Source organism: Acidovorax sp. FHTAMBA, assembly GCF_038958875.1.
GTDB lineage: Bacteria > Pseudomonadota > Gammaproteobacteria > Burkholderiales > Burkholderiaceae_C > Acidovorax.
This window is the reverse complement of record NZ_CP152407.1, coordinates 290,675-314,527: the sequence shown is the minus strand read 5'-3', so window position 1 is coordinate 314,527 and position 23,853 is coordinate 290,675. Positions and strand designations below refer to the sequence as shown.

The 23,853-nt window shown below is 67.6% G+C and carries 21 protein-coding genes; 9 read left to right on the top strand and 12 right to left on the bottom strand.

Annotated features, from left to right (window positions below):
• The first annotated feature begins 8 nt into the window (after positions 1-8).
• From AAFF19_RS01420 to AAFF19_RS01400, 5 genes are all read left to right on the top strand, one after another.
• Positions 9-797 carry an enoyl-CoA hydratase-related protein gene (locus AAFF19_RS01420; protein ID WP_342721138.1) on the top strand — a complete coding sequence of 263 codons (789 nt, stop codon included), beginning with the start codon at positions 9-11 and terminating at the stop codon, positions 795-797.
• A 29-nt stretch (positions 798-826) separates the two neighbouring features.
• Complete coding sequence (locus tag AAFF19_RS01415; protein ID WP_342721137.1) at positions 827-2,014, top strand: acetyl-CoA C-acyltransferase family protein; 1,188 nt, start codon at positions 827-829, stop codon at positions 2,012-2,014.
• Positions 2,015-2,074: 60 nt separating this feature from the next.
• Positions 2,075-3,253, top strand: coding sequence for an acyl-CoA dehydrogenase family protein (locus AAFF19_RS01410; RefSeq protein ID WP_342721136.1), 1,179 nt, complete (start codon positions 2,075-2,077; stop codon positions 3,251-3,253).
• 310 nt (positions 3,254-3,563) lie between these two features.
• Positions 3,564-4,337, top strand: a complete 774-nt coding sequence (locus AAFF19_RS01405; RefSeq protein ID WP_342721135.1) for a pirin family protein — start codon at positions 3,564-3,566, stop codon at positions 4,335-4,337.
• 21 nt (positions 4,338-4,358) lie between these two features.
• The gene (locus AAFF19_RS01400; RefSeq protein ID WP_342721134.1) at positions 4,359-5,087 is read left to right on the top strand and encodes a gamma-glutamylcyclotransferase; all 729 of its coding nucleotides are present in this window, start codon (positions 4,359-4,361) and stop codon (positions 5,085-5,087) included.
• Positions 5,088-5,118: 31 nt separating this feature from the next.
• Here AAFF19_RS01400 and AAFF19_RS01395 read toward each other — a convergent pair whose 3' ends face one another.
• Positions 5,119-6,156: a recombination-associated protein RdgC gene (locus AAFF19_RS01395; protein ID WP_342721132.1), complete on the bottom strand. Its 1,038-nt coding sequence runs from the start codon at positions 6,154-6,156 to the stop codon at positions 5,119-5,121.
• 361 nt (positions 6,157-6,517) lie between these two features.
• Between AAFF19_RS01395 and AAFF19_RS01390 the strand changes: the two genes are divergently transcribed.
• Entirely contained in the window at positions 6,518-7,153 is a 636-nt protein-coding gene (locus AAFF19_RS01390) for a Spy/CpxP family protein refolding chaperone (protein ID WP_342721131.1), read from the top strand.
• A gap of 943 nt (positions 7,154-8,096) precedes the next feature.
• Here the strand turns inward: AAFF19_RS01390 and AAFF19_RS01385 are convergent.
• Positions 8,097-12,986, bottom strand: a complete 4,890-nt coding sequence (locus AAFF19_RS01385) for an EAL domain-containing protein (RefSeq protein ID WP_342721812.1) — start codon at positions 12,984-12,986, stop codon at positions 8,097-8,099.
• 264 nt (positions 12,987-13,250) lie between these two features.
• On the opposite strand from AAFF19_RS01385, the gene AAFF19_RS01380 reads away from it, so the two are divergent.
• Together AAFF19_RS01380 and AAFF19_RS01375 are read left to right on the top strand one after the other, a co-directional pair.
• Positions 13,251-13,694 carry a MerR family DNA-binding transcriptional regulator gene (locus AAFF19_RS01380; RefSeq protein ID WP_342721130.1) on the top strand — a complete coding sequence of 148 codons (444 nt, stop codon included), beginning with the start codon at positions 13,251-13,253 and terminating at the stop codon, positions 13,692-13,694.
• Positions 13,691-14,149 carry a PaaI family thioesterase gene (locus AAFF19_RS01375; RefSeq protein WP_342721129.1) on the top strand — a complete coding sequence of 153 codons (459 nt, stop codon included), beginning with the start codon at positions 13,691-13,693 and terminating at the stop codon, positions 14,147-14,149. The genes AAFF19_RS01380 and AAFF19_RS01375 overlap by 4 nt, the downstream gene beginning before the upstream one ends.
• An 18-nt stretch (positions 14,150-14,167) precedes the next feature.
• On the opposite strand, the gene AAFF19_RS01370 is transcribed toward AAFF19_RS01375, so the two are convergent.
• The 10 genes from AAFF19_RS01370 to dinG form a co-directional block, all read right to left on the bottom strand.
• On the bottom strand, positions 14,168-15,268 hold the full coding sequence (locus AAFF19_RS01370; protein ID WP_342721128.1) for a 3-deoxy-7-phosphoheptulonate synthase: 1,101 nt from the start codon (positions 15,266-15,268) through the stop codon (positions 14,168-14,170).
• Between the two features lie 168 nt (positions 15,269-15,436).
• On the bottom strand, positions 15,437-15,958 hold the full coding sequence (locus tag AAFF19_RS01365) for a C40 family peptidase (protein WP_008904683.1): 522 nt from the start codon (positions 15,956-15,958) through the stop codon (positions 15,437-15,439).
• A gap of 81 nt (positions 15,959-16,039) precedes the next feature.
• The gene (locus tag AAFF19_RS01360) at positions 16,040-16,552 is read right to left on the bottom strand and encodes a ribonuclease HI family protein (RefSeq protein ID WP_342721127.1); all 513 of its coding nucleotides are present in this window, start codon (positions 16,550-16,552) and stop codon (positions 16,040-16,042) included.
• Positions 16,549-16,806 carry a DUF3297 family protein gene (locus tag AAFF19_RS01355; RefSeq protein WP_008904685.1) on the bottom strand — a complete coding sequence of 86 codons (258 nt, stop codon included), beginning with the start codon at positions 16,804-16,806 and terminating at the stop codon, positions 16,549-16,551. Before AAFF19_RS01355 ends, AAFF19_RS01360 begins: the two co-directional genes overlap by 4 nt.
• Positions 16,807-17,035: 229 nt before the next feature.
• Entirely contained in the window at positions 17,036-17,647 is a 612-nt protein-coding gene (locus AAFF19_RS01350) for a 3'-5' exonuclease (RefSeq protein WP_342721126.1), read from the bottom strand.
• A 73-nt stretch (positions 17,648-17,720) separates the two neighbouring features.
• Complete coding sequence (locus AAFF19_RS01345; RefSeq protein ID WP_182119388.1) at positions 17,721-18,569, bottom strand: DMT family transporter; 849 nt, start codon at positions 18,567-18,569, stop codon at positions 17,721-17,723.
• Between the two features lie 90 nt (positions 18,570-18,659).
• Complete coding sequence (locus AAFF19_RS01340; RefSeq protein WP_342721125.1) at positions 18,660-19,865, bottom strand: PHB depolymerase family esterase; 1,206 nt, start codon at positions 19,863-19,865, stop codon at positions 18,660-18,662.
• A 59-nt stretch (positions 19,866-19,924) separates the two neighbouring features.
• Positions 19,925-20,347, bottom strand: a complete 423-nt coding sequence (locus AAFF19_RS01335; protein ID WP_342721124.1) for a CopG family transcriptional regulator — start codon at positions 20,345-20,347, stop codon at positions 19,925-19,927.
• Between the two features lie 205 nt (positions 20,348-20,552).
• Positions 20,553-21,059 carry a pyridoxamine 5'-phosphate oxidase family protein gene (locus AAFF19_RS01330; RefSeq protein WP_182119390.1) on the bottom strand — a complete coding sequence of 169 codons (507 nt, stop codon included), beginning with the start codon at positions 21,057-21,059 and terminating at the stop codon, positions 20,553-20,555.
• A 114-nt stretch (positions 21,060-21,173) separates the two neighbouring features.
• Positions 21,174-23,336 (bottom strand): ATP-dependent DNA helicase DinG, encoded by a 2,163-nt coding sequence (gene dinG / locus AAFF19_RS01325; RefSeq protein WP_182119391.1) that lies wholly within the window; start codon positions 23,334-23,336, stop codon positions 21,174-21,176.
• A gap of 152 nt (positions 23,337-23,488) precedes the next feature.
• Between dinG and AAFF19_RS01320 the strand changes: the two genes are divergently transcribed.
• Positions 23,489-23,785: a hypothetical protein gene (locus tag AAFF19_RS01320; protein ID WP_342721123.1), complete on the top strand. Its 297-nt coding sequence runs from the start codon at positions 23,489-23,491 to the stop codon at positions 23,783-23,785.
• Positions 23,786-23,853: the final 68 nt, after the last annotated feature.

The window sequence follows — 23,853 nt, the reverse complement described above, 5'->3', positions numbered from 1 at the left end:
GAGCAAATATGACCGCGACCACGCCACCGCCCCTGCTGCTGGAGCGCAACGGCGCCATCGCCACGCTGCGTTTCAACCGCCCCGGCGCGCTCAACGCCATCGACGTGCCCATGGCCACCGCCTTGCGCGACGCCGTGCGCTCCTTGGCCCAGGACGACAGCGTGCGCTGCGTGGTGCTGTGCGGCGCGGGCAAGGGCTTCATGGCCGGGGGCGACCTGGCCACGCTGCGTGCCGACCCCGTGCAGGGCGCCAAGGACTTGCTGGAACCGCTCAACGAGGCCGTGGCGCTGCTGGCGCAACTGAACGCCCCCGTCATCGCCCAGGTGCACGGCGTGGCCGCCGGCGCAGGCCTCTCGCTCATGCTGCAGGCCGACTTCGTGCTGGCCGCCGAGGGTACGCGCTTCAACCTGGCCTACATCAACCTCGGCACCAGTTGCGATGTGGGCGCCTCGTGGGCCCTGCCGCGCCTGGTGGGACTGCGCCGCGCGCTGGAGATTGCAATGCTCGGCGACACCTACACCGCCCAGGACGCCGAGCGCCTGGGCCTGGTCAACCGCGTGGTGCCCGCCGCCGAACTCGATGCCGCCGTGCAGGCACTGGCCCAGCGCCTGGCTGGCGGCCCCACCCTGGCCTACGGCCACATGCGCCGCCTGATGCGCAACGCTTTCGACCACGACCTGCCTGCGCAACTGGCCGCCGAGGCCGAGGCCTTCGTGGCCTGTGCGCGCAGTGCCGACCTGCCCGAGGGTATCGAGGCCTTTCACGCCAAGCGCCCCGCCGCTTTCCAGGGCCGTTGAATCTTTTTCTTTCTTTTGGAGCCTTCCCCATGACCCACCGTGACGTCTTCGTCGTCAGCACCGCCCGCACCGCCATCGGCACCTTCGGCGGCACCCTGAAGGACGTGCCCAACACCCAGCTCGCCACCACCGCCGTCAAGGCCGCCATTGCCCGCTCGGGCCTGGCGCCCGACGCCGTGGGCCATGTGGTCATGGGCAACGTGATCCCCACCGACACCAAGGACGCATACCTCTCCCGCGTGGCAGCCATCGACGCGGGCTGCCCCATCGAGACACCCGCCTTCAACGTCAACCGCCTGTGCGGCTCGGGCCTGCAGGCCATCATTTCGGCCGCGCAGGCCATTGGCTATGGCGACTGCGACGTGGCTGTGGGCGGCGGGTCCGAGTCCATGAGCCGGGGCCCCTACTTCGATACCGCCGCGCGCTACGGCGCGCGCATGGGCGACGCCAAGAGCATCGACTACATGCTCGGCATCCTGCACGACCCCTGGCAGAAGATGCACATGGGCATCACCGCCGAGAACGTGGCCGAGCGCTACAAAATCTCCCGCGCCATGCAGGACGAACTGGCCCTGGCCAGCCAGCAGCGCGCCGCCGCCGCCATCGCCGCCGGTTACTTCAAGGACCAGATCGTTCCGGTTGAAATCCAGACCCGCAAGGGCACCGTGCTGTTCCAGGAAGACGAGCATGTGCGCGCCTCCACCACGCTCGACGTGCTGGCCGGCATGAAACCCGCATTCAAGAAAGACGGCGGCACGGTGACCGCCGGCAATGCCTCGGGCATCAACGACGGCGCCAGCGCCGTGGTGCTGGTGGCGGGCGACCGCATCAGCGCCCTGGGCGTGAAGCCCCTGGCCCGCCTCGTGGGCTACGCGCACGCCGGCGTGGAGCCAGCCTACATGGGCATCGGCCCCGTGCCCGCCACGCAGAAGGTGCTGCAGCGCACCGGGTTGAAGGTGCAGGACATGGACGTGATCGAAGCCAACGAAGCCTTCGCCGCCCAGGCCTGCGCCGTGGTGCAGGAGCTGGGCCTGGACCCGGCCAAGGTCAACCCCAACGGCTCGGGCATCTCGCTCGGCCACCCCGTAGGCGCCACCGGCGCCATCATCACCACCAAGGCGATTGCCGAGCTGCACCGCACGGGCGGGCGCTACGCGCTGGTGACGATGTGCATTGGCGGCGGCCAAGGGATTGCCGCCATCTTTGAAAGGGTTTGAGTCATTTTGGCCTCCAGCGCTTGATGGTCAAGCGCTGACAGCTCTACTTTCAATAGCACCATGCTTCCCAACACCTTTCTCACGGCCGACGAAAAAGCCGAGCTGCAGCTCTTCACCGAGTCGCTCGAGCGCTTCTGCGACGCCGAGATCGAACCCCATTACCGCACCTGGGAAAAGGCCGGCCGCGTGCCGCGCGAATTGCTGCGCAAGATGGGCGAGAACGGCTACCTGTGCGCCGACGTGCCCGATGCCTATGGCGGCCCGGGCGCCAGCGTGCCGTTTTCGTTTGCCGTGGTGGAGGTGCTCTCGCGCCGGGGCTACGGCGGCTTTGTCGGCGGGCTGCAGGTGCACAACGACATCATCCCGCCCTACCTGCTGCACTGCGGCACCGAGGCGCAGCGCCAGTACTGGCTGCCGCGCATGGCCAGCGGCGAGGCCATCGCCGCCATCGGCATGACCGAGCCCGGCGCGGGCAGCGACCTGAAAGCCATCCGCACCACCGCGCGACGGGTGAGTGACAGCGACGGCGACCACTACGTCATCAACGGCAGCAAGATCTTCATCAGCAACGGCCAGAACTGCGACCTGCTGGTGCTGGCGGCCAAGACCGACCCGGCCCTGGGTGCCAAGGGCGTGAGCCTGTTCCTCGTCGATGCAGCCACGCCCGGCTTCACGCGCGGTCAGAACCTGGAAAAAATCGGCCAGCACGCGGGCGACACCTCCGAGCTGTACTTCAACGACATGCGCGTGCCGGCAGACGCCCTGCTCGGCGGCGTGGAAGGCCAGGGCTTCGTGCAGATGATGCGCGAGCTGCCGCGCGAGCGCCTCATCATCGGCGTGCAGGCGGTACACGGCGCCAAGGGCGCGCTCGATGCCACGCTGAAATACGTGCAGGAGCGCCAGGCCTTCGGCCAGCCCATCGGCCAGTTCCAGAACACGCGCTTCACGCTGGCGCAGTGCGCCAGCGACATCGCCGCCGCCGAGGCCTTCCTCAACGCCAGCGTGGCCGCCTACCAGCAAGGCATGCTCACGCCCGAGGCGGTGAGCGCGCTCAAGCTGCACACCACCGAGCTGTTCAGCCGCGTGGCCGATGCCTGCCTGCAGCTTTTTGGCGGCTACGGCTACATGGCCGAATACCCGATCTCGCGCTTCTGGACCGACGCGCGCGTGCTGCGCATTTATGGCGGCACGTCGGAGATCATGAAAGAGCTGGTGGCGCGCTCGCTGCTGGGGCGGTGAGGCGCCGGGCCCGAGGGCCCCCATGTTCCATGCACTTTTGTTGGCCGGGCAGAGAAACAACCCGTGGCCTGGGCCACCCATGCGCCACCCATCATTGATTGCACCACCAGAACAGTGAGTTCATCCATCGCCTGTTTATCCATGGTTCACCGCCATTTAAAGTTCAGTCCATGGTTGAAACACTGCGCCCGAGACCTCGCCACCACGCCCGCCCGCCGAAGACTTGGTCTTGCGCGCGCGTCTACGTCTGTGTCAGCTCCACGAGGTCAACCAATGCGGCCGCACCCAGGCCCCTGCGGGAGCCGCCGCCGTGATCACGGTCCGCCCATCCTCCGAGCGGGGCCGCTCCTCCACAGGCTGGCTGCACAGCGCTCACAGCTTTTCGTTTGGCGCCTACTTTGACCTGCGCCACCAGGGCCATGGCAACCTGCTGGTACTCAACGACGACACCATGGCGCCCGGCAAGGGCTTTGGCACGCATGGGCACCGCGACATGGAGATCGTGAGCTATGTACTCGATGGCGCGCTGGCCCACCAGGACAATCTGCCAACGCACCAGCGCCAGCCTGTAGGCCCGGCAGGCGCTGAGCCCGACAGTGACAAGCGCGACGCGCCTGCTACCGGCATCCTGCGGCCCGGCGATGTGCAGCGCATGAGCGCGGGCTGGGGCGTACAGCACAGCGAGTTCAATGCACTGCCAGACCAGGACACACACTTCCTGCAGATCTGGATCAAGCCGCTGTTCACCGGCATCCGCCCCAGCTACGAGCAAAAACATTTTGCTGCGGCCGACCGCCGCGGGCGTCTGGTGCGCATTGCGTCGCGCAAGGGGCTGGAGGGCTCAGTCAGCATGAATGCCGATGCCAACGTCTGGGCCGGCCTGTTCGATGGCACCGAGGAGGCTGCCACCCACACGCTCCACCCCGAGCGTCTGGCCTACGTGCACCTGGCCCGGGGCACGCTCAAGGTCAACGGGGTGCCGCTGGCGGGCGGCGATGGCGCCTTGCTGGAGGCGGAGTCCGCATTGACCCTCCACGACGGGTTGCAAGCCGAGGTGCTGGTGTTCGACCTGGCGCCAAAGTAATGACACCAGCGGCGCCATGACATGACCAGCAACCCTTTCGTACACCTGCCCGAGCTGCAAGGCCGGGTGACGCCGCCCCACGCCTCGGGCCTGCGCCTGACCGACGAGGTGCTGGCCGAGTGGGACGCACAGGCCCGCTGCCAGGGACTGCCCGCCCACTGGCGCCTGCCCGACTGCGATGTGGAACGCTCGCGCCACGCAGTGCTGGCCGGTCTGGCAGCGCACGAGGACCTGTGGGTGTTTGCCTATGGCTCACTGGTCTGGAACCCGGGCTTTCATTTTGACGAGGTGCGCAGGGCCAGCCTGCAAGGGTTTGCGCGCCGCTTTGCGCTGAGCACCACCATTGGCCGCGGCACGCCCGATTGCCCCGGCCTGGTGCTCACCCTGCAAAGTGACAACGGGCAGTGCGAGGGCCTGGCGTTTCGCATACCCGCTGCGCTGGTCGAAACCGAATCGCGCCTGCTGTGGCGCCGCGAAATGATCCACGGCAGCTACTGCCCGGTACTGCTGCCACTGCACACCCCCCAGGGCACAGTGCAGGCCGTGGTGCTGACGGCCAACACCGCCCACCCGCACCATTGCGGCGACCTGTCGATGCAAGCGACCGCCGCCATCATTGCGCGTGCCTGCGGCCGCATTGGCAGCAACCGCGAATACCTTGATCAGCTGGTGGCGCAATTCGGTGTGCTGGGCATCGCGGACCCCTATGTGCACACGCTCGCGGGCATGGTCGAAGAAGCCTCCCGCTGAAGCACCCGCCCCAGCGGGTTCCACCCCGCTGTCAGAAAGGTGCTGACTCCGGGTCGGAATCTACCGGCACCTCGAGCGGACCGGTAACCACACCACCGCCCCCCGCCTTGCGCGCGGGCGCGGATGGCGCAGAGGGCGGCGCAGCGCCTGCGGCCACCGCCTGCGCTGCACTGGCCACACCGCTCTCGGCCTCGCCCCCCAGCGCCTCGATCAGGTCGGGAATCAGCTTGACCAGCTCGCCCGTGGCAATGGCCACGTCGGTGTCAAAGCCACCATCATCGGCCTTGGTGCCTTCAAACACGGTGTCGAGAAACGCCACCTTCTTGATCTGAAGCCCCTCGGTGAGCATGAACGACACGCGGTCGTCCCAGGTCAGCGCCAGCTTGGTGGGCAGCTTGCCGGCGTCGATGTGAGCCTGCACTTCCTCAATGTCGAGCGGGTGGCGGGCGTAGCGCACCACGGCCTTTTCTTCGCTGGCACTCTTGAGCTCGCACTCGCGGTCCACCGTGAAGCCCACGGGCGGCTCCTGTTCCTTGAGCCAGTGCGACATCGCGGCCTGCGGGCTGGTCTGGGTGTTGATCAGCGACACCGACAGGCCCGGCAGCGACTCGACGAGCAGCGTCACCACTTCATCCGCACGGCCTTGGGATGAGGTGTCCAGCACCAGCAGGCGCGATGCGGTGTCGATCCACACCCACATCGAGCCCTGCTTGGTGAAGGCCATGGGCAGCAGGTCGAGCTTGGCCTCGTCTTTCAGCTCCCGGCTTTCCTTCTTGCCGGGCTTGCGACCGGTTTCCTGCTCGATGCGCTCGGCCTTTTCCTTCACGCGGCGCGCCAGCACGCTGCCGGGCAGCACTTTGGATTCGACCATGAAGCGCAGGATCCACTGCCCGCCCACCGATTCGGCCAGCGGGCCATGCGCATCACCGCGCGGCGGCACCCAGCCGAGCGACTTTTCCTGCGTGGCACCACATTCCAGAAAGGGCGCCTTGGCCAGGGCCTCTTCCACTTGCGTCAGTTTCACCTGCCATTGCGGCGCAATGCGGTACACGATCATGTTCTTGAACACGGAAAACCTTTTTCGGGGGGTTCGGGAATGGGAGAAAGCGTGGGGCACCTGCAGCCTGCAGACGCCAGCCCGCCATTGTCGGTGGTCCGCTCCAACCGCCCAGCCACACGACAGGCTTGATGGCGGTCAAGAGAACCCATTCACTACTATTTTGATAGCTGTTAGCGCTTATTCATCATGCGCTAACGGCCATTTTCATTCTAAAAATGGCTGGCCTGGCAACCAAGTTCTTGTCACAACTTTACACAGCCTCATCCCGCATGCACCGCGGCGATACATGCGGGGCAGACACTGAACCCCAATCGCCGGAACCACCGTTCCAGCGAGTTGACTGTTCAACCCCTGTGAAAGGACTCACACCATGGCTTTCCATCTTCCACGCCGTTTCGCCGCCACCGCTGTTCTGGCGGCTCTCGCCCTGCCCGTACTGGCGCAGCAACCACCCGCCATGACCACCGCCCCCACTGCCCCCACGGCAGGTGCCGCCGCCCAGGACGGCCGCCACCACCACGCTGGTGAACGCCACCATGGCCACAAGGCCGGTGGCCAACACCACGGCAACCGCGCCGAACATCGCGCTGAGTACCGCGCCAAGCACCTGGCGGCCCTCAAGAGCGACCTGAAGCTGACCGCCGCGCAGGAACCCGCCTGGACGGCCTTCACCGCATCCATGCAGCCCGGCGAGCGCGCCGCCCGACTGGACCGCTCGGGCATGGAGCAGCTCACCACCCCCGAGCGCATCGACCGCATGCGGGCCCTGCGCGCGCAGCGCGCGGCTGAAGCCGACCACCGGGGCGAGGCCACCAAGACCTTCTACGCGGCCCTGACGCCCGAGCAGCAAAAAACCTTTGACGCCAAGTCCCACCGGGGGCACCGCATGGCGGGCATGGCTGGCATGAAGGGCGGTGAAGGCCGTCACGGCCACGGAGCCCACCACGGTGGCATGGGTGGCGGCATGCGCGGTGGCGACGGCAAGCCCGCCGCACCGGCCCAGTAACACCGCGGCAGCGGCACGGCCCTCCACCCACCCGGCGTTCTGCCCCGAACGCCGGGTTTTTTTGCGCCTGTGTTCCGTACATGGGTAGGCCATCAGGGCGGCATCTGTGGAAAACGCTGTGGAGAGAAGTGGCACAACCTCGCAGTTATCCACACAAAACCGCACGCGCCCGAAGTTGTTGTCTGCGGGCCCCGTGCTTTGTGCATGCCGCCCCACATACTTTGCGGCAACGCAAGCCCTTGTCAGGATTGGAGAAAAGCGCCTTGTCCACACCCATGCGCCTGCTCTACTACTACTGTTATTTATATATAAAGCTATAGAAGAACAATCGGAACCCCAACCCCGCCCGGGCCCTGCCGGGGTGATACGCGCCACTGGCTGCGCCTGGTTCACGGGATTCCCAAGCCTGAGCGGACGAAACGCCAGCCCGCCCGGTTGGCCGCCCGGATGGATTGCGGGCCGTGCGAAGTGAAGCCGCTTTCTGGCCCGACCGCCGTCCACGCCGCGCATGCCACGTCTTTTTACTATGAAATAAATAGCTGCTTGCGCTTATCCATCAAGCGCTGGAGCCTCTTTTTGATGAAATTCCCGCGCACCCCACCGCCAGTGCACAAGACTGGGGACAGTTCTGGCACAACCCGGGGGTTATCCACACCATGGAGAGGTTTGCAGGTTTTATCCCCGGCGCGACGACAGCGGCAGCGGGGGCGGGTGCACAGGGTTGGGCCGCACCCAAGTAGGCGCCAGCGTTCAGGAAAACGCACTTGTCCACACCCAGGGCCTGCCTCTACTACTACGACTATGTATTTATAGAGACATTAAGAAGAAGACAAAGGAGAAACCTCCGCGACGCCCGTGACCCTGGCCGGTCGCGGCGACCGCGCGAAAAAAAAGCAGCCGTAATAGCTGCTCTGGGGCCGGTCGGCCGGTTGGGCGGGGGGGCCTACGCCGCCGGCGCGTGCAGGAAGGCGTCCAGAAGGTCCACCGACAGGGGGCGGCTGACCAGGTAGCCCTGGTAGAGCTGGCAGCCTGCGCGGGCCAGCAGCTCGCGCTGCTCGGGCGTTTCCACGCCTTCGGCGATCACCTCCAGGCCCAGGCTGCGCGACAGGCCGATGATGGTATCCACAATGGCCGCGTCGTTCGGGTCGGTCAGCAGGTCGCGCACAAAGCTCTGGTCGATCTTGAGCTGGTCGAGCGGCATGCGCTTGAGGTAGCTCAGCGACGAATAGCCGGTGCCAAAGTCGTCCAGCGAGAACCCCACGCCGTGCGAGCGCAGCGCGGCCATGGTGGCGATGGTGGTTTCCATGTCTTCCACCAGCACGCTTTCGGTGAGTTCCAGCTTGAGCAGCGACGACGGCGCGCCGGTGATGGCCAGCACCCGGGCCACGTCGTCCACAAAACTGGCGTGCCGGAACTGGCGCGAGCTCACGTTCACGGCCATGGTCAGGTGCGAAAGCGCCGGGTCGTCCTGCCAGCTGGCCAGCAGCTTGCAGGCGGTGTGCAGCACCCAGCGGCCCAGCGGCAGGATGAGCCCGGTTTCCTCGGCCAGCGGGATGAACTGCGCAGGCGCCACCATGCCGCGCTGGGGGTGCGCCCAGCGCACCAGCGCCTCCACCCCCACGCAGCGGCCCGACTGGTGCATCTGTGGCTGAAAGTGCAGCAAAAATTCCTCTTGCGCCAGCGCCGCCCGCAGGTCGGTTTCCAGGCCTGCCCGGGCCGTTACCACGGCCTGCATGTCGGGGTCAAAAAAGCGCAGCGTGTTGCGCCCTGCCGTCTTGGCCTGGTACATGGCCAGGTCGGCCTGCTTGAGCAGCTCGCCCACCGTGGTCTGCTCGCCCGTGAAGGGCGCGATGCCGATGCTGGGCGTGCTGCGGTACTGGTAGCCTGCCAGCGCGTACGGCACGGCCAGCATGGACAGGATCTTCTCGCCCACGCCACGCGCGTGCAGGGCCAGCTCGTGTGGCCTGGGGCTGAGCTCTTCCAGCATCACCACGAATTCGTCGCCGCCCAGGCGGGCCACGGTGTCCACGCTGCGCACACAGGTGTTCAGCCGCTGCGCCACCTGCTGCAGCAGCAGGTCGCCCTGGTCGTGGCCCAGGGTGTCGTTGAGGGTCTTGAAGTTGTCAAGGTCAATGAACAGCAGCGCGCCGCCCTGCTGACGCCGCTGGGCATTGGCCAGCGCGTGGCCCATGCGGTCCATCAGCAGCATGCGGTTGGGCAGGCCGGTGAGGGCGTCGTAGAACGCCAGGCGCTGGATCTCGCGCTCATTGGCCTTGCGCTGGCGGATGTCGGTGTTGATGGCCAGGATGGATTGCGGCTGGCCATCGTCGCCCCGCACCAGCGTCCAGCGGCCTTCCACCTCGATGGGGCTGCCATCCCGGTGGTGCTGGACGATCTCGCCGGTCCACTCGCCGTGGTCCATCACGGCCTGCGTGGCGTGGCGGAAGTGGGTGGGGTCGTCGTACAGCAGTGTTTCGATCGACTGGCCCAGCGCCTGCAGCTGCGTCCAGCCATACAGGCGCTCGGCGCTCTTGTTCCAGTAGATGATGTGGTGCTGCAGGTCGCGCACCAGGATGGCATCCTGCGCCTTGTCCAGCAGCGAGGCCTGGTGGCGGATGCGCGCGTCGGCCAGCTGCCGGTCGATTTCTGCAGACGCCCGCGCCGCAAAGATCTGCAGGGTGGAGGTGATGAAGTCCGTCTCTGCCAGTGCCTGGCGGAACAGCACGAAGACAATGCCCACCACCTCGCCATCGCCATTGCAAAGCTGCTGCCCGGCATAGGCCTGGGCACCCACCTCACGCAGCACGGGGGCATCGGGGTAGCGCTGCTGCACCTTGTCGGCCACCACGTACTCGCGTTGCGACATCAGCAACAGGCTGGGAGTGCCTTCCAGGCTGTATTCGCTGTTGGGCAGCATGTGCCCGTCCAGCACCGCTGCCAGCGTGGCCACGCGGGGGGGCTTGCCGGGCGCATCGGGCAGCAGGCGCACCACGCAGCCGCCCTGGGCGCCCAGCGCATCGGCCATGTTGCGCACCAGCTGCACAAAAAATTCGGTGCCCGTGCTGGCTGACACTGCCGCCGCCACCTTGAGCACCGACGCCTGCAGGCGCTGCTGCGCCTTGTGCGCACGCAGGCTGGTGATGCGAAAGGCCAGGTCGTTGGCGAGCTCCTGCAGCAGTGCGGCCTCGTCGGCGCTGATCTGCAGAATCTCCGGGGCATAGAGGTACAGCAGGCCAAAGGTGCGGTCGCGACCGCCGTCGCGGTCCTGCAGCGGCAGGCAGATGACGCCGTGAAAGCCGTGGTCGAGCATGCGGCCGGTCCAGTCGGCGAAATTGCCCTCGGTGCGGATGTCCTGCACGATCACGGGCTTGCCCGTGCGCACGGCCACCCCTGCCGGCCCCCGGCCATACGGGTCGTTGGCCGACCAGGACAGCTGCAGTTGCTCCAGATAGCCCTGGTTGTGGCCCGCGTGGGCCACGGGGGCAATGGTTTTGCGCTCGTCGTCCAGCGCAAAACCCACCCAGCCCATGCGGTAGCCGCCAATGTCCACGGCAATCTGGCAGATGGCCTGCAGCAGTGCGGTTTCGGAGGTGGCCCGCACCAGGGTTTCGTTGCAGGCACTGAGCAGGCGCTGGGCGCGGCCCATGCGGGCGAGCTCGCGCTCGGTGCGCAGGCGTTCGGTGACATCGGTGGCCAGCACCTGGCGGGCGGGCCGGCCATCGAAGCTGATGCCGCCCGCCGTGATCTCCACGTCCATGAACGTGCCGTCTTTCTTGAGGTGGCGACTGACAACGGGCTTCCTGCGCTGGTCGATCGGAATGGCTTCGATGGCAGATTTCATGGCCTCGCGCCGTTCTGCGGGCCATAGGTCCGTCATCTGCATGTTGAGTAGCTCGGCCTCGGTGTAGCCGTAGTGCGTTTCCATCGACTGGTTCACGGCCAGCAGGCGCAGGGTTTCCTTGTCGTACACCCACATCGGGTGCGGGTGCTCGTCAAACAGCATCCGGTACTGCTGCTCGGACGCCTTGAGCTGGCCGGCCACATGCCGAAGCTGCACCATGGCCCCCAGGGACTCTGTGAGGATCTCCAGATGCGCCACATCGCGCCGCGAAAACGCGTGGGCCTTGTCAGAGGTCACCTTGAGCGAACCGACCACCGCCTCGCCGGCACGCAATGGCACGGCCATCACCGAGCGCACGCCATGGCGGTGGGGCATCGAGGCCATGTCCCAGCCCTCGGCTTCGGTGTCGTTGCACACCACCGTCTGGCCCTGGCTGAGTGCGGGCCACAGCAGGCTCTCGTCCACCGCCAGCAGGTTGCCCACGGGCCGTACATGGTCGCCGGCCGAGGCCTGGGCCACCAGCTGGCGGCCTTCCAGCAGCTCCACCATCGCGCCGCGCGCCTCCGTCTGGCGCAGCACGGTGCTGGCGACCAGCTGCAGCACCTCGGGCAGGGGCATGTCCATGGACGATATGCGCTGCTGCACCTGCAGCAGCTCGGCGTGGTTCTGTGCATCGCGCTGGGCGTCCAGCTCGGCCAACTTCTGGGCACTGATGTCGGTCATGCCGCCCACCATGCGCACGGCCTTGTCGTCGGCATCGCGGATCAGAAAGCCGCGGTCGAGCACCCAGGCGTAGCTGCCATCCTGACGCTGGAAGCGGTATTCGGCCGACCAGTGGTGGGCCGTGCTGTCGATGGCGGCATGAATGCCGTGCAGGGTGTGCTCGGCGTCTTCGGGGTGTAGCCGCAGCGTCCAGGACGTGCTGTCGGGCGGCAGCTGGTCGAGCGGCACGCCAAACAGGTTCTGCATGCCCTCGTTCCACCACATGAGATCGGTCACCAGGTTCCAGTCCCACACGGCATCGGCCGTGGCGCGCGACACCAGGAGAAAGCGCTCTTCGCTCTCGCGCCGCGCCTGCTGCGCCTGGAACTGCGCCGTGATGTCCTGAAACGCCCCCTGCACATGCACGATCTGCCCGTCGGCGTTGTTGCGTGCGGCCTGCCCCGCCGTTCGCACCCAGTAGCACGCGCCCCCGGGCATCATCACCTCGGCTTCCACATCAAACGGCGTGCCCTGGGCCATGCAGGCTTCAAAGGCCTGGCGCATCGTCTCCCGGTGTGGCGGTGTGTAGAGCTGCAGTGCATCGGCCAGGCTGCAGACGCGATGGCTCAGGCCATAGGCGTCGGCAATTTCCTGCGACCAGGTGAGCTGGCGCGTGGCGATATCGACCGTCCAGCCGCCCACGCGCGCAATCTGCCCGGCCACACGCAGTGCCTGCCCCTGCTTGAGCAGCTCGGCATGCATGTGGTCGCGTTCCTGCACCAGCTCGGCCAAGGCACTCTTTTGGCGCCGCAGCTCCAGCTGCACCATGGCCTGGTCGGCCAGGATGCTCAGGCCCTCGATCTGCTCGGCCCCCAGGCTGCGGGGAACGGTGTCGAGCACCGCCAGGGTGCCCACCGCAAAACCTTCGGGGTTGACCAGGGGCACACAGGCATAGAACCGCACGCAGGGCTCGCCCACCACCAGCGGATTGTTGGCAAATACCGGGTGCTGGCTGGCATCGGGCACCACCACCGGCTCGCGGCGGCCATCGAGCGCGTAGGCGCAAAACGCGATGGCACGGTCGGTCTGGGCAAACGGCACGCCGATGGCGGCCTTGAACCACTGGCGTTCGCTGTCCACAAAGTTGACCACCGCCATGGGGCAGTCGCACACCCGTGCGGCCAGTGTGGCCAGCTGGTCGAAGGCTTCTTCGGGCAGGGTGTCGAGAATGCCGTAGGACTGCAGTGCCTGGAGCCGCGCGGCCTCGTGGGAAGCGTGGGCAGGCAGCATCGTCACGCCCGCTCCTGGCCCGTGGGCGTGATGCAGCCCCCCTCCAGCCGCAGGGCGGCCTGCGGGGCGTTGCAAAGGGGCTGGAGCTGTATCAACACAGGGTGGGGTCGGTATAGCGGCACACGCCGAACGGTCAGACACCGGCGCCATGGCGCAGGCGACGGGTGACAACTTGTAAAGCAGCAATGCTACACCGCGTGGGGCCGGCCGTCAGAGTCGCGCAGGCAACCTTCGCGCAGCACCAGGCTTGCTAGCCTGTGCGCCATGCAGATCTCCGAACTTGCCCGCCAGGCCTCGGTGTCCGTTCACGCCCTGCGCCACTATGAGCGGCTGGGGCTGATCCGCCCGCACCGCCGGGCCAACGGCTACCGCGACTATCCCGCCAGCGTCAAGCGCGAGGTGGTGTTCATCGCCATGTCGCGCCAGCTGGGCTTTGCCTTGCCCCAGATTGCACGGCGGCTTGCGGACTACCGCGCGGGCACGCTGGGCATCGACGACATGGTGCGCGCCCTGCAGGAGCGTGCGGACGCGCTGGCCGAGCAGATCCGCCAGCTGCAGGCCCAAAAGCAGGTGGTGCTGGATCACCAGGCGTGGCTGCAGGCGCAACAGCCACGCAAGCGCGAGACTGCCCGCACCTGGCCGCGCGTGCGGCCCAGGGCCACCGTAGAGCCCCCTTCCCCCACCCCACCGCCCGGGAAAACGCCATGACCACCCCTTTGCCATCCCCCTCGCCCACCGCTTCCCTCGCTGCATTGCAGGCCTATGTACAAGCCATGCCCATGGCCCGCACGCTCGGGCTGCGATTTGTCCATGCCGAAGCGGGGAGGGTGGAAGTGGAAATCCCGGTGACGGAGGCCTTCAGCTTTCGGCCCGGCCAACTGCAGGCCACGGCCGTGTTTGCCGTGGCCGACTTTGCGGCGGTGGCGGCAGCGGGCACTGTGCTGCCGCCGGGTTGGACCAACGCCACGGTGGACGCCACCCTGAAACTCGTGGCACCCGCGCGGGGCGCTTGCCTGCGTGCGCGCGGGCGCGTGGTGGATGCGGGGCGGTTGCTCACCGTCTGTGCGGCAGACGTCGTTGCGGTGGACGGGAACGGCCAGGAAACCCTGTGCGCCACGCTCCTGGCGACGGCACGCAATATCGAACCCGCCCCCCAGCGGTAGGCCGCCGCCGCGCAGGTGTCAGCCCCGCGCGCGCCGCGCGCGCACGGCGGCCGCCAGCCCCTCGAGCACCGGCACCGTCTGCGCCATGCTGATGCAGGCGTCGGTCACTGACACGCCATGCTGCAGCGGCCGGCCGGGCTCGATGTCCTGGCGGCCTTCCTGCAGGTGGCTTTCGATCATCAGGCCGGTGATGCGCGCGTCCCCCGCCGCAATCTGCTGCGCCACTTCGCCGGCCACCGTGATCTGGCGCTGGTGCTGCTTGCTGCTGTTGGCGTGGCTCACGTCGATCATCACCTGCCCGCGCAGGCCTGCCGCCTGCAGCATGGCGCAGGCAGCATCTACATCGGCAGCGCTGTAGTTGGGCTGCTTGCCGCCCCGCAGGATCACGTGGCAGTCCTGGTTGCCACGTGTCTCGAAGATCGCAGCCTGGCCCATCTTGGTCATGCCCATGAAGGCGTGCGAAGCCTGGGCCGCCTGGATGGCGTCGGAAGCCACCTTCACGCCGCCATCGGTACCGTTCTTGAAACCCACAGGGCACGACAGGCCGCTGGCCAGCTGGCGGTGGCTCTGGCTCTCGGTGGTGCGCGCGCCAATCGCACCCCAGCTCACCAGGTCGCTGATGAACTGCGGCGAGAGCAGGTCCAAAAATTCCGTGCCCACCGGCAGGCCCGTGGCCAGCACATCCAGCAGCAGCTGGCGCGCCAGCTCCAGCCCCTCGTTGATCGCAAAGCTTCCATCCAGGTGCGGGTCATTGATGTAGCCCTTCCAGCCCACGGTGGTGCGCGGCTTTTCAAAGTACACCCGCATCACGATGAGCAGATCGTCTTGTAGCGCGTCGGCCTGGACTTTCAGCTGGCGCGCGTACTCCATCGCCTGGCCATGGTCGTGGATGGAGCAGGGCCCCACCACCACGATCAGCCGGTCGTCCTGCCCATGCAGGATGCGCGAAATCGCGGCGCGGCTGGATTCGACCAGGGTCAGCGCCGCATCGGGCGTGGGCAGCCATTCCTGCAGCAGCGCCGGCGTGATCAGCGGCCGCACGGCCTTGATGCGCGTGTCATCGATGCGGGTCGTATCGTGGGTGGAAACAGGGTGTGCGGAGCGGTGTGCATGGGTCATGGTGGCCCCGATTGTCGCGGAGGCGCCGTTGTCTGCTGGCCCAGGATGTGGATACACGGTCCGGAACTGGCGCGGCCGAGGCCATAGACGCCGAGCAAGGGCCGCCCCGCAGCGAGGGCGTCGTCCCCCTCCGGGGGAAGGCGCCGAAGGCGACACAGGGGGAGGTTTCTACGGCCTGCGAAACGCCGCGTTCTGCCGGGCCCAGTGGCGCGACTGCAAATGGTCCAGCCGCACCGTGCCACCCGTGGAGGGCGCGTGCACAAAGCGCCCCTCCCCCACATAGATGCCCGCATGGTTGGGCTGGCGGCCGGTGCCAAACACCACCAGGTCCCCCACCCGCAGCTCGCTGCCGTCGATCGGGTATCCCCAGCGGTTGAGCTGCGCCACCGTGCGCGGTGGCGGTGTGCCCACCTGGTTGCGGTACACGTACCCGATTAGCCCGCTGCAATCAAAACCCGATTCGGGCGTGTTGCCGCCATAGCGGTACGGCGTGCCCACCAGGCCCAGTGCATGGATGGCGATGTCGTGCGCCTGCTCGGCAGACAGCGGCGGGCTGGTGCGGATCGGCGCCGGCGGTGACGCGGAAGACGAGGACGAAGAAGCTGAAGGGGCCCGCGACGTGCTGCAGCCGCCCAGCACCAGCAGGGCGGCGGCGCAGGCGGCAAGGCTCAGGCTGTGAAAGGCGCGCATGGGCCGAAGGGTAACGGATGGAATGCCGTGTGGGCGCCCGAACCACCGTCGGCGTGGGGATTTGCGCCGCCAGGGGGCCGGTCAGCGCCTGCGGCGCTTCCCGCGCTGCACGCGCCCGGCCGGTGTGGCCGCTTTGGGCGCCAGCCCCAGCGCGGCGCGTGCCAGCGCATCGGCGGCCCCGTTGCGGTGGCGGGGAACCCATTGCAGGTTCACCTGTGCAAACTGCTGCAGCACGGTGCGCGCCTCGTCAAACAGGGGCGCCAGGCGCGCGATGGGGGCCAGGGTGGGTGCGCCCGCCGGTGGGGCCAGTTGCTCCACCAGCACGCTGCTGTCGCTGAACACCTGCACCGCCGTGGTGGCGGCCGCTGCCTGCCCCTGCAGCCACTGCAGCGCCCGCAGCAGTGCGCGCAGCTCGGCCTCGTTGTTGCAGCCGGTGAAGGTGGTGGCTTCAGAGATCTGGTGCCGTACGGTGCCGTCGGGCCCCACCAGCACCGCGCCCAGCCCCATGCGACCGGGGTTGGGCCAGGCGCTGCCGTCGCAGTGAATCACCCAGGGGCTGGGGAGGCCCGGTGCGGCCGCCCGTGCAGCCGTCACTTGTAGAAGGCTTCCACCTTGCCCTTGAGCTTGATCATCAGCGGGTGGCCCTTGCGGTCCACCGTCTTGCCCGCAGGCACCTTCACCCAGCCTTCGCTGATGCAGTATTCCTCCACATCGGTGCGGTCCTTGCCGTTGAAACGGATGCCGATGTCGTGCTTGAACACCTCGGCCACATGGTGGGGGCTGCGGGGGTCTACCGACAGATGGTCGGGCAGGGGGGGCGGCGTGGTGGAAGTGGTGGCGTCGGTCATGCAGAGGGCGCTTTGTTGGAAAAGCGGGAGTGAAACAAAACAGAAAGCGCGGATTCTCCGGGATTTGTGCCAGCGGCGCGGTGCCATGGCCCTGCCCGTTCCTGCGGCGCCGCCGGAGCACAGCGCGGCAAAATATCAGTAAAAAGTGCCCCTGGCGCTTATCCATCAAGCGATGATAGCTATCAAATTAATAGTAATTGATACGGCACCACCCGGCAGCGCAACGCCCTCACGCCGCGGCGTGCTGCGCAAGCAGCGCGCCCACCTTGGGCCGGGCGCAGCGCTGCAGCGTTTGCAGCAGCGTGTAGCTGGGCTCGGCCACCCGCCAGTGCGTGCGCAGGTCGTGCTGCATGCGCGCCAGCAGCGCGGCCGCCATCTCGGCATCGGCCAGCGCCCGGTGGGCCTGGCCCGTGCGCGGCAGGCCGTGGTAGTCCACCAGCGTGCCCAGCTTGTGGCTGGGCGCCTGCGGGTACAGGCGCCGCGACAGCAGCACCGTGCACGCAAACGGCTGCGGTGCAGTCAGCCCGACCAGCGCGAGCTCGGCCTGCCAGAACTTGCTGTCAAACGCGGCGTTGTGCGCCACCATGGGCGCATCGCCCACAAAGCGCGCGGCGTCCTGCATTACCTGCGCCGCATCGGGCGCGGCGTTCACCATCGCGTTGGTGATGCCGGTGAGCTGGGTGATGAAAGGCGGTATCCACGCGCCGGTCTTCATCAGGCTCTGAAAGCGGTCCACCACCTGCCCTTGTTCCAGCAACACGATGGCCACTTCGGTGGCGCGCGCGCCCTGGCCGGGCGAGATGCCGGTGGTTTCAAAGTCGATGACGGCGATGGGGGGCATGGGGTGCGGTGTGGCAAACGCCAGGAGCGGTAACAGGGCGGCAGTATCGCTGTTGCAACTGTGCGCGGAGAAACTACACCCGGGGAGTCCTCTCGCGGATGACCAGCCCGATCCCGCCCAGAATGGCGACGGTCGCGAGCGTCAGCCGCAGCGTCAGCGGCTCGCCCAGCAGGGCCACGCCGCCCAGGGCCGCCAGCACGGGCACGCTCAGTTGCACCGTGGCGGCCTGCGTGGCACGAAGCTGGGGCAGAGCGGCGTACCACAGCGCGTAGCCCACACCCGATGCCAGCGCACCCGACGCCGCCGCATACGCGAGGCCGGGCGCGTCCCACGCGGTGTGACCCAGCGTGGCGATGCTCAGCAGCAGGGCCAGCGGCGTGGCACGCAGAAAATTGCCCGCCGTGGTGTCGGTGGCATCACCGCCGCTGCGGCCGCGCAGCGAATACACGCCCCAGGCCACGCCCGCCAGCAGCATCAACGCGGCGGCCCCCAGCGGCGGCGCCGACAGGCCCGGCAGCAGCAGCGCCCCGATGCCGGCAAACGCCAGCACCAGGCCCGCCAGGGGCAGCGGGCCCAGCCGCTCGCCGCGGTACAGACCGTGGCCGATCATCGTGGCCTGCACCGCACCAAAGAGCAGCAGCGCACCCGTGGCGGCCGTGAGGCTGACATAGGCAAACGAGAACCCGGCCGCATACACGCACAGCGCCGCCGCAGACGGCCAGTTGCCCGCACGCCACGCCGGCCCGCTTTTACGCCATGCCACCAGCACCGCCAGCGTGGCTGCGCCGGTGGCCAGCCGCACGCTGGTGAACGTGGCCGCATCCATCCCGGTGTGCTGGAGCGCAGCACGGCACAGCAGGGAATTGCCTGCAAACGCCAGCATGGCCAGCACGGTGAGAGTGACGGTTCGAGACAAAGGCATGGCGTGCGGCGCGGTGGTGGGCCCCCGAGCCTAGCAAACGTGGGCGGCCCGCCCGGCGCGCGCATGCCACCACCGGCGGGGCCCGGCGGCTCACTGGCTGGTCAGGCGGTGCGCCAGGAAGAAGCGCAGCATCTCGGCGGTGGCATTCACGGCGGCGGGGTCGGTGTGGCTGCCGCCCGCGTGCCCGCCAGCCCAGGCGTGCCCGGTGTGGTGCAGCAGCCAGTGCTCTGCCACCACGGCGCTTGCAGTGTCGCCAGGCAGCGCATAGACGGTGCGGGTGTATCCGCGCCCATTGGGCGACTGGCCCTTGTGCACGGCTTGCACCGTGTGCGGTGTGCCGCCCTGCGCGGTGGCCAGGGCGGTGAGCTGTGCCTGGATGAGCTGCTCTGCGTTGTGCGCATGCACGGTGGCGTCGGCATCGCCGTGAAACACGATAAGGGGCGGCGGCGGGCTTGCCCCTGCGTTGCCGGTGGAACGGGTGGCAGCACCCGGCCTGGCCCCGCTTTTCATGGCCGACAGCGCGCCCATCACGTTGTGCGCCGCGCCGGCCTGCAGGCCCGAGTGCACGCCCACTGCGGCGAACACATCGGGGTATTCGCGCCCCAGCACAGCGGCCATGGCGCCGCCGGCCGACAGGCCTGCCACGTACACGCGCTGCGCATCTACCGCGTGGCGCGCCATCACGTCACGCACCATGGCCACCAGCAGCGCGGGCTCGCCGCTGCCCCGGTGCTGGTCGCCCGGGCGAAACCAGTTCCAGCAGCCGTTGGGGTTGGCGCTGTGGGGCTGCTCGGGGTACAGCACCAGTGCGTTGACGGGGGCGGCTGCGTCATTCATGCCCGTGCCGGTGGCAAAGTCCACGGGGTTTTGTGTGCAGCCGTGCAGCATCAGCACCAGGGGCAGGGGCGTGTCTGCGGTGGCGCCCGGCGGCACGTACAGGTGGTAGTGGTGCGGGTTGTGCCGTGCACCAGGGTGGGCAAACGCCACACGCGTGAAGCTGCCGGGCGGCTCTGCCACCGGGGGGCCTGCCGCGGGGCGCGGGGCTTGCCGGGGGCTGCGCTCGACCACCACGGCGTCTTCCACATCGGCTGGTGTGCCGGCCCTGCGCCATGTCGAGGCGAGGTTGACCGCGGGCCCGGGCAGCGGGGCTGCGACTGCGGGGGCGTCGGCTCCAAAACTGCCCGTGCCGCCCCCCAGCGTTTGCTGGATGGCCCGCGTTGCGTCGGCCAGCTGGCCGTTGCGCACCAGCCGGGTGGCTTCACCCATCAGGTGCTTGAGGTTGATGTTCCAGTCCATGGGGGTTCCTTGTGGGGTGGGGTGCACAGGCTGCGTGCCGTGGTGCGGTGTGGCGGGGTTCAATGGATGCGCCCCGCCAGCGCTGCCTTGACTTCGGCACTTGCATGAAACGCGCCCAGCACCGTCACGGAGGCGATGGCGGCCTGTGCCAGCGCGGGCGGTACGTCGTCGTCGATGCTGGCCAGGCCCAGAACGCGGATCTCCAGCGCCTGGCCGGCCGCCTGCACCGCCTCTAGCTCGGCGCGGCCAAAGCGCTGCAGCCCCAGCACAAGCATCTTGCGGGCCACCACCTGCCGCACGGCTTCATTCTGGGCCGACAGCTGGTTGCGGATGGCGGTGCGGATAAAGTCGGTGCGGTTGGCGTAAAAGCCTTCGGACACCAGCAGGTCGATATGCCCCAGGTCCACAAAACCGAGGTTGATGGTGACCTTTTCCGACTCGGGCACCTTGCTGCGGGGGGCGATGGGAACGATGTTGCTCATGAAAGAGACTCCATTAAACATCCATATGGATGGTGTATGGATGGCAATTGGATGCCAGGTGGCGGGTTTCAAGACCGCGCCACCAAAGAAAAAAGGAGCCTGCGGCTCCTTGGTTTGGACGTGTCGCTATTAAATCAATAGCTGTCAGCGCATAACAGATAAGCGCTGAAGCCTGTTTTTATAGGTAATCCGGCGACGGGGAGCCTCAAGACAGCGTCAACTCCTTGTGCTCGCCCAGGCTGCGGGGTGTTTCGCCCGTGATGGCGGCCTTGGCCATCTTGAAGAGCTGCACCATCTTGCTTTCGTCCACGTCCCAGTATTCGGCATGGCGGATGCGCACCGCCAGCAGCGCCAGGTCAGGGTCGGTGGGGCCGCCCGGAAACCAGGCCTTGGCCATGGGTGTCCACAACGCCTCCTTCTGGCCCTGGTCGTCCACGGCACGCGCCTGGCCCGAGACCGACACATAGCTGTCGTCGCCGGGGTCGGCATACGACACGTTCACCTCGCCATCGGTCAGCAGGCGTTCATACAGTTCGCCCGACTTGGGGATGAAGAAGTACAGCTCGTTGTGTTCGTCAATCTTGCGGTTTTGCGTGGTGAGCGGGTGCGCGTGCAGCATGCCGGTGGACGTGCGGTGCGTGAGCATGCCAAAGCGGATGTCCTTGATGAGCTTCCACAAGGTGTTCTGTGCGTCGGTTTCGTGATGTTGCATGGGGGGTGTCCTGGGGGAATGGAGGGGTAGCCACCACTGTAGGGCGCCCGCTGCGCGCGCCGCGTCATCCCCCGGCCCGGGTGCGCGTGGGTCCCTGTCCGACACTGCGCAGCCTCACAGGGGCGCGCGTTGCTCCAGCGCAAACGGCGGCAGGCCTTTGAGCAACCGCTGCCCATAGCTGGTGCGCGTCAGCCGCTTGTCGTAGCAGTAGACATGCGCCATGTCTTCTTCGGTTCGGATCGCGCGGCCCACCCATTGCGCCAGGCGGATGGCGGTGGCGGGCACCACGAGTTCGCTGAAGGGGTCGCGCCCCACGGCGCGCAGCCATTCGGCGCGGGCTTCGCCCACGGGGTCGTCGGGCGGGGCGAAGGGCAGCTTGGTGATGAACACCGACTCGCACAGCCGCCCCGGCAAATCCAGCCCCTCGCCAAACGACTGCATGCCAAAGATGACCGAGGGCTCGCCGTTGTCCACCCGCTCGCGGTGGCGTTTGAGCAGCTGCGTGCGCGGCAGCGCGTTCTGCACCAGCACCACGCTGCGCATGGCGGTGGGCAGCGCATCCACCGCCTGGCGCATCTGCTCGCGCGAGGTGAACAGCACCAGCGCGCCGTATTCCACGCGCGCAATGTCGTGCAGCAGCGCGTCCACCATCTCGGTGGTGAACTGCGCGGCGTTCTTGGGGTCGGCGCGGGTTTCGGCGGCAATCAGCGTGCCCTGCGCGGCGTAGTTGAAGGGGCTGGGCACCTCCAGCGTGGTGGTGGCCTCGTCGCCATGAAGGCCCGCCTCGCGCAAAAAGAAGTCAAAGTGCCCGCAACTGGTGAGCGTGGCCGAGGTGAGCACCGCACCGCGCACCGCGCTCCACAGGTGGTTGCGCAGCGTGGTGCCGGGCAGGATGGGGCTGGCGTGCGCCTTGACCACGATGAAGTCGCCATCCACCTCCAGCGTGAACCACTTGGCGGCGGGTACCGCGCCCTCGGGCGCATCCTGCAGCAGCAACTGGGCCGTGGCGTGCAGCTCTTCCAGGCGCGGGGCCAGCATGCCAATTTGTGCATACAGCGTGGACAGGCGCTTGGCCTCGTCGGGCTTGTCGCGCATCTCGGCGCGCAGGGCCTTGCTGATGGCGCGCAGCGCGTCGAGGAATCCATCGGCACTGGCGGCCAGCAGGCCCAGCGGGGCAATGAGCTGCTCGGGCAACTCGCCACGCGGCACCCGCACGCGCGCCGGGCCCCAGGCGCTGGGCTGGCTTTTGAGTTGAACCCCGTACACATCCATCACGATGCGCGCCAGATCCTGCAGCGTCTGCCGCAACTGGGCCGCATGTTTGGGGATGTCGGCAATTTCTTCGACCTCCAGCAGTGCGCCAATGCGCAGGCCCCGGCTGGACAGGCGCTCGATCCAGGTGATGCGCGACAGGTCCATGCTGCACGCAAACTGGTCGAGCGCCGTGGCGGGCAGGTGGTGGGCTTCGTCCAGCACCAGGAAGCAGTTGTCCAGCTCGGGCAGCACGCGCGCGCCCAGCGATGACAGCAGCAAATCGTGGTTGGCCACAATCACCTGCGCACCCACCAGCTCCTTGCGCTTGTCGTAGTAGGTGCACTGGCTGAAGGCGGGGCAGTGCTTGCCGGTGCACGATGCGCCTTCGGCCGCCACAGGGCTCCACACCTCGGGCTCGGGCGGCGTGTCCAGACTGTCGCGGTCGCCGTCCCACGCGCCTTTCGACAAGGTTTGCGCCATGGAGCTGTAGAACTGCATGCACGCCTCGGTTTCGTGCCGGGGGCGCTTGGCGCGGGCGGCGGCTTCCTCTTCGGCAAACAGGTCGTCTTCGCCCTCTTCCTCGGCCTCGCCCGTGCCCGCCAGGCGGTCGAGCTTGAGCTTGCACACATAGCGCCCGCGCCCCTTGGCCAGCGCAAATTTGAAGGGCTGGGGCATCAGCGCCGCCAGCGCGGGCAGGTCCTTGTTGACCAGCTGCTCTTGTAACGCCACGGTGGCCGTGGAGATCAACACCCGCGTACCGCGCGACAGCGCCAGGGCGATGGCGGGCGCGCAGTACGCCAGCGACTTGCCCACGCCCGTGCCCGCCTGGATGACCGCAATGGAGCGCGTGGGCGCGGCCTCGCCGCTTTCTTCATCCACCTTGCCCAGCGTGGCGCTGCTGAACGTGTGCGCCACCTGCTCGGCCATCAGCCGCTGGCCAGCACGGCTGCGAAAACCCTCGGTGGCCGACACCACCGCATCGAAAGATTCAAGGGCCTGCGCGGCCCACACCTGTTGAGACATACAGTAGTGTCGCATGCTCGGCGGGCCGTTGGCTGCAAGGGCTTGGCGTGCCGTCGCCATCACCCGTCGGGCTTTTGGGCTGTGGGCCTACAGGGCTGGGTTGTGCGCGTTTTTACGATTCAACAGATAGCCCGCCAGCACCCGGAGACCCCATGCCCCATACCCCAACCCCTGATCAACCCGCCCCGGCCCCGATCGGCCCGGAACCCTCTGTAGACACCACCAAGCGCCAGGCCCCTGGGCCCAGGACGCAGGGGCCCGTGAAAGCCGGGGAGTCGGCCGCCAAGGAAGAAAAGCCCAAGCTGCCCCACGAGCGGGATGAATCGGTGGACATGACCCACGGCGAACCCGACCCGCAAATCGAGCAGGCCTACCGTGATGTGCAGCGTGGGTTGCAAGACACCGACCGGGGGCCGCCGGCCGACAAGGCGTACCAGAAGCTGAAATAGTAGGTGGTACTCGCCAGGCGATCGTGATTTTGGTCGGGGCTTTCCAGCCCGATAGAACATGTGTCAGC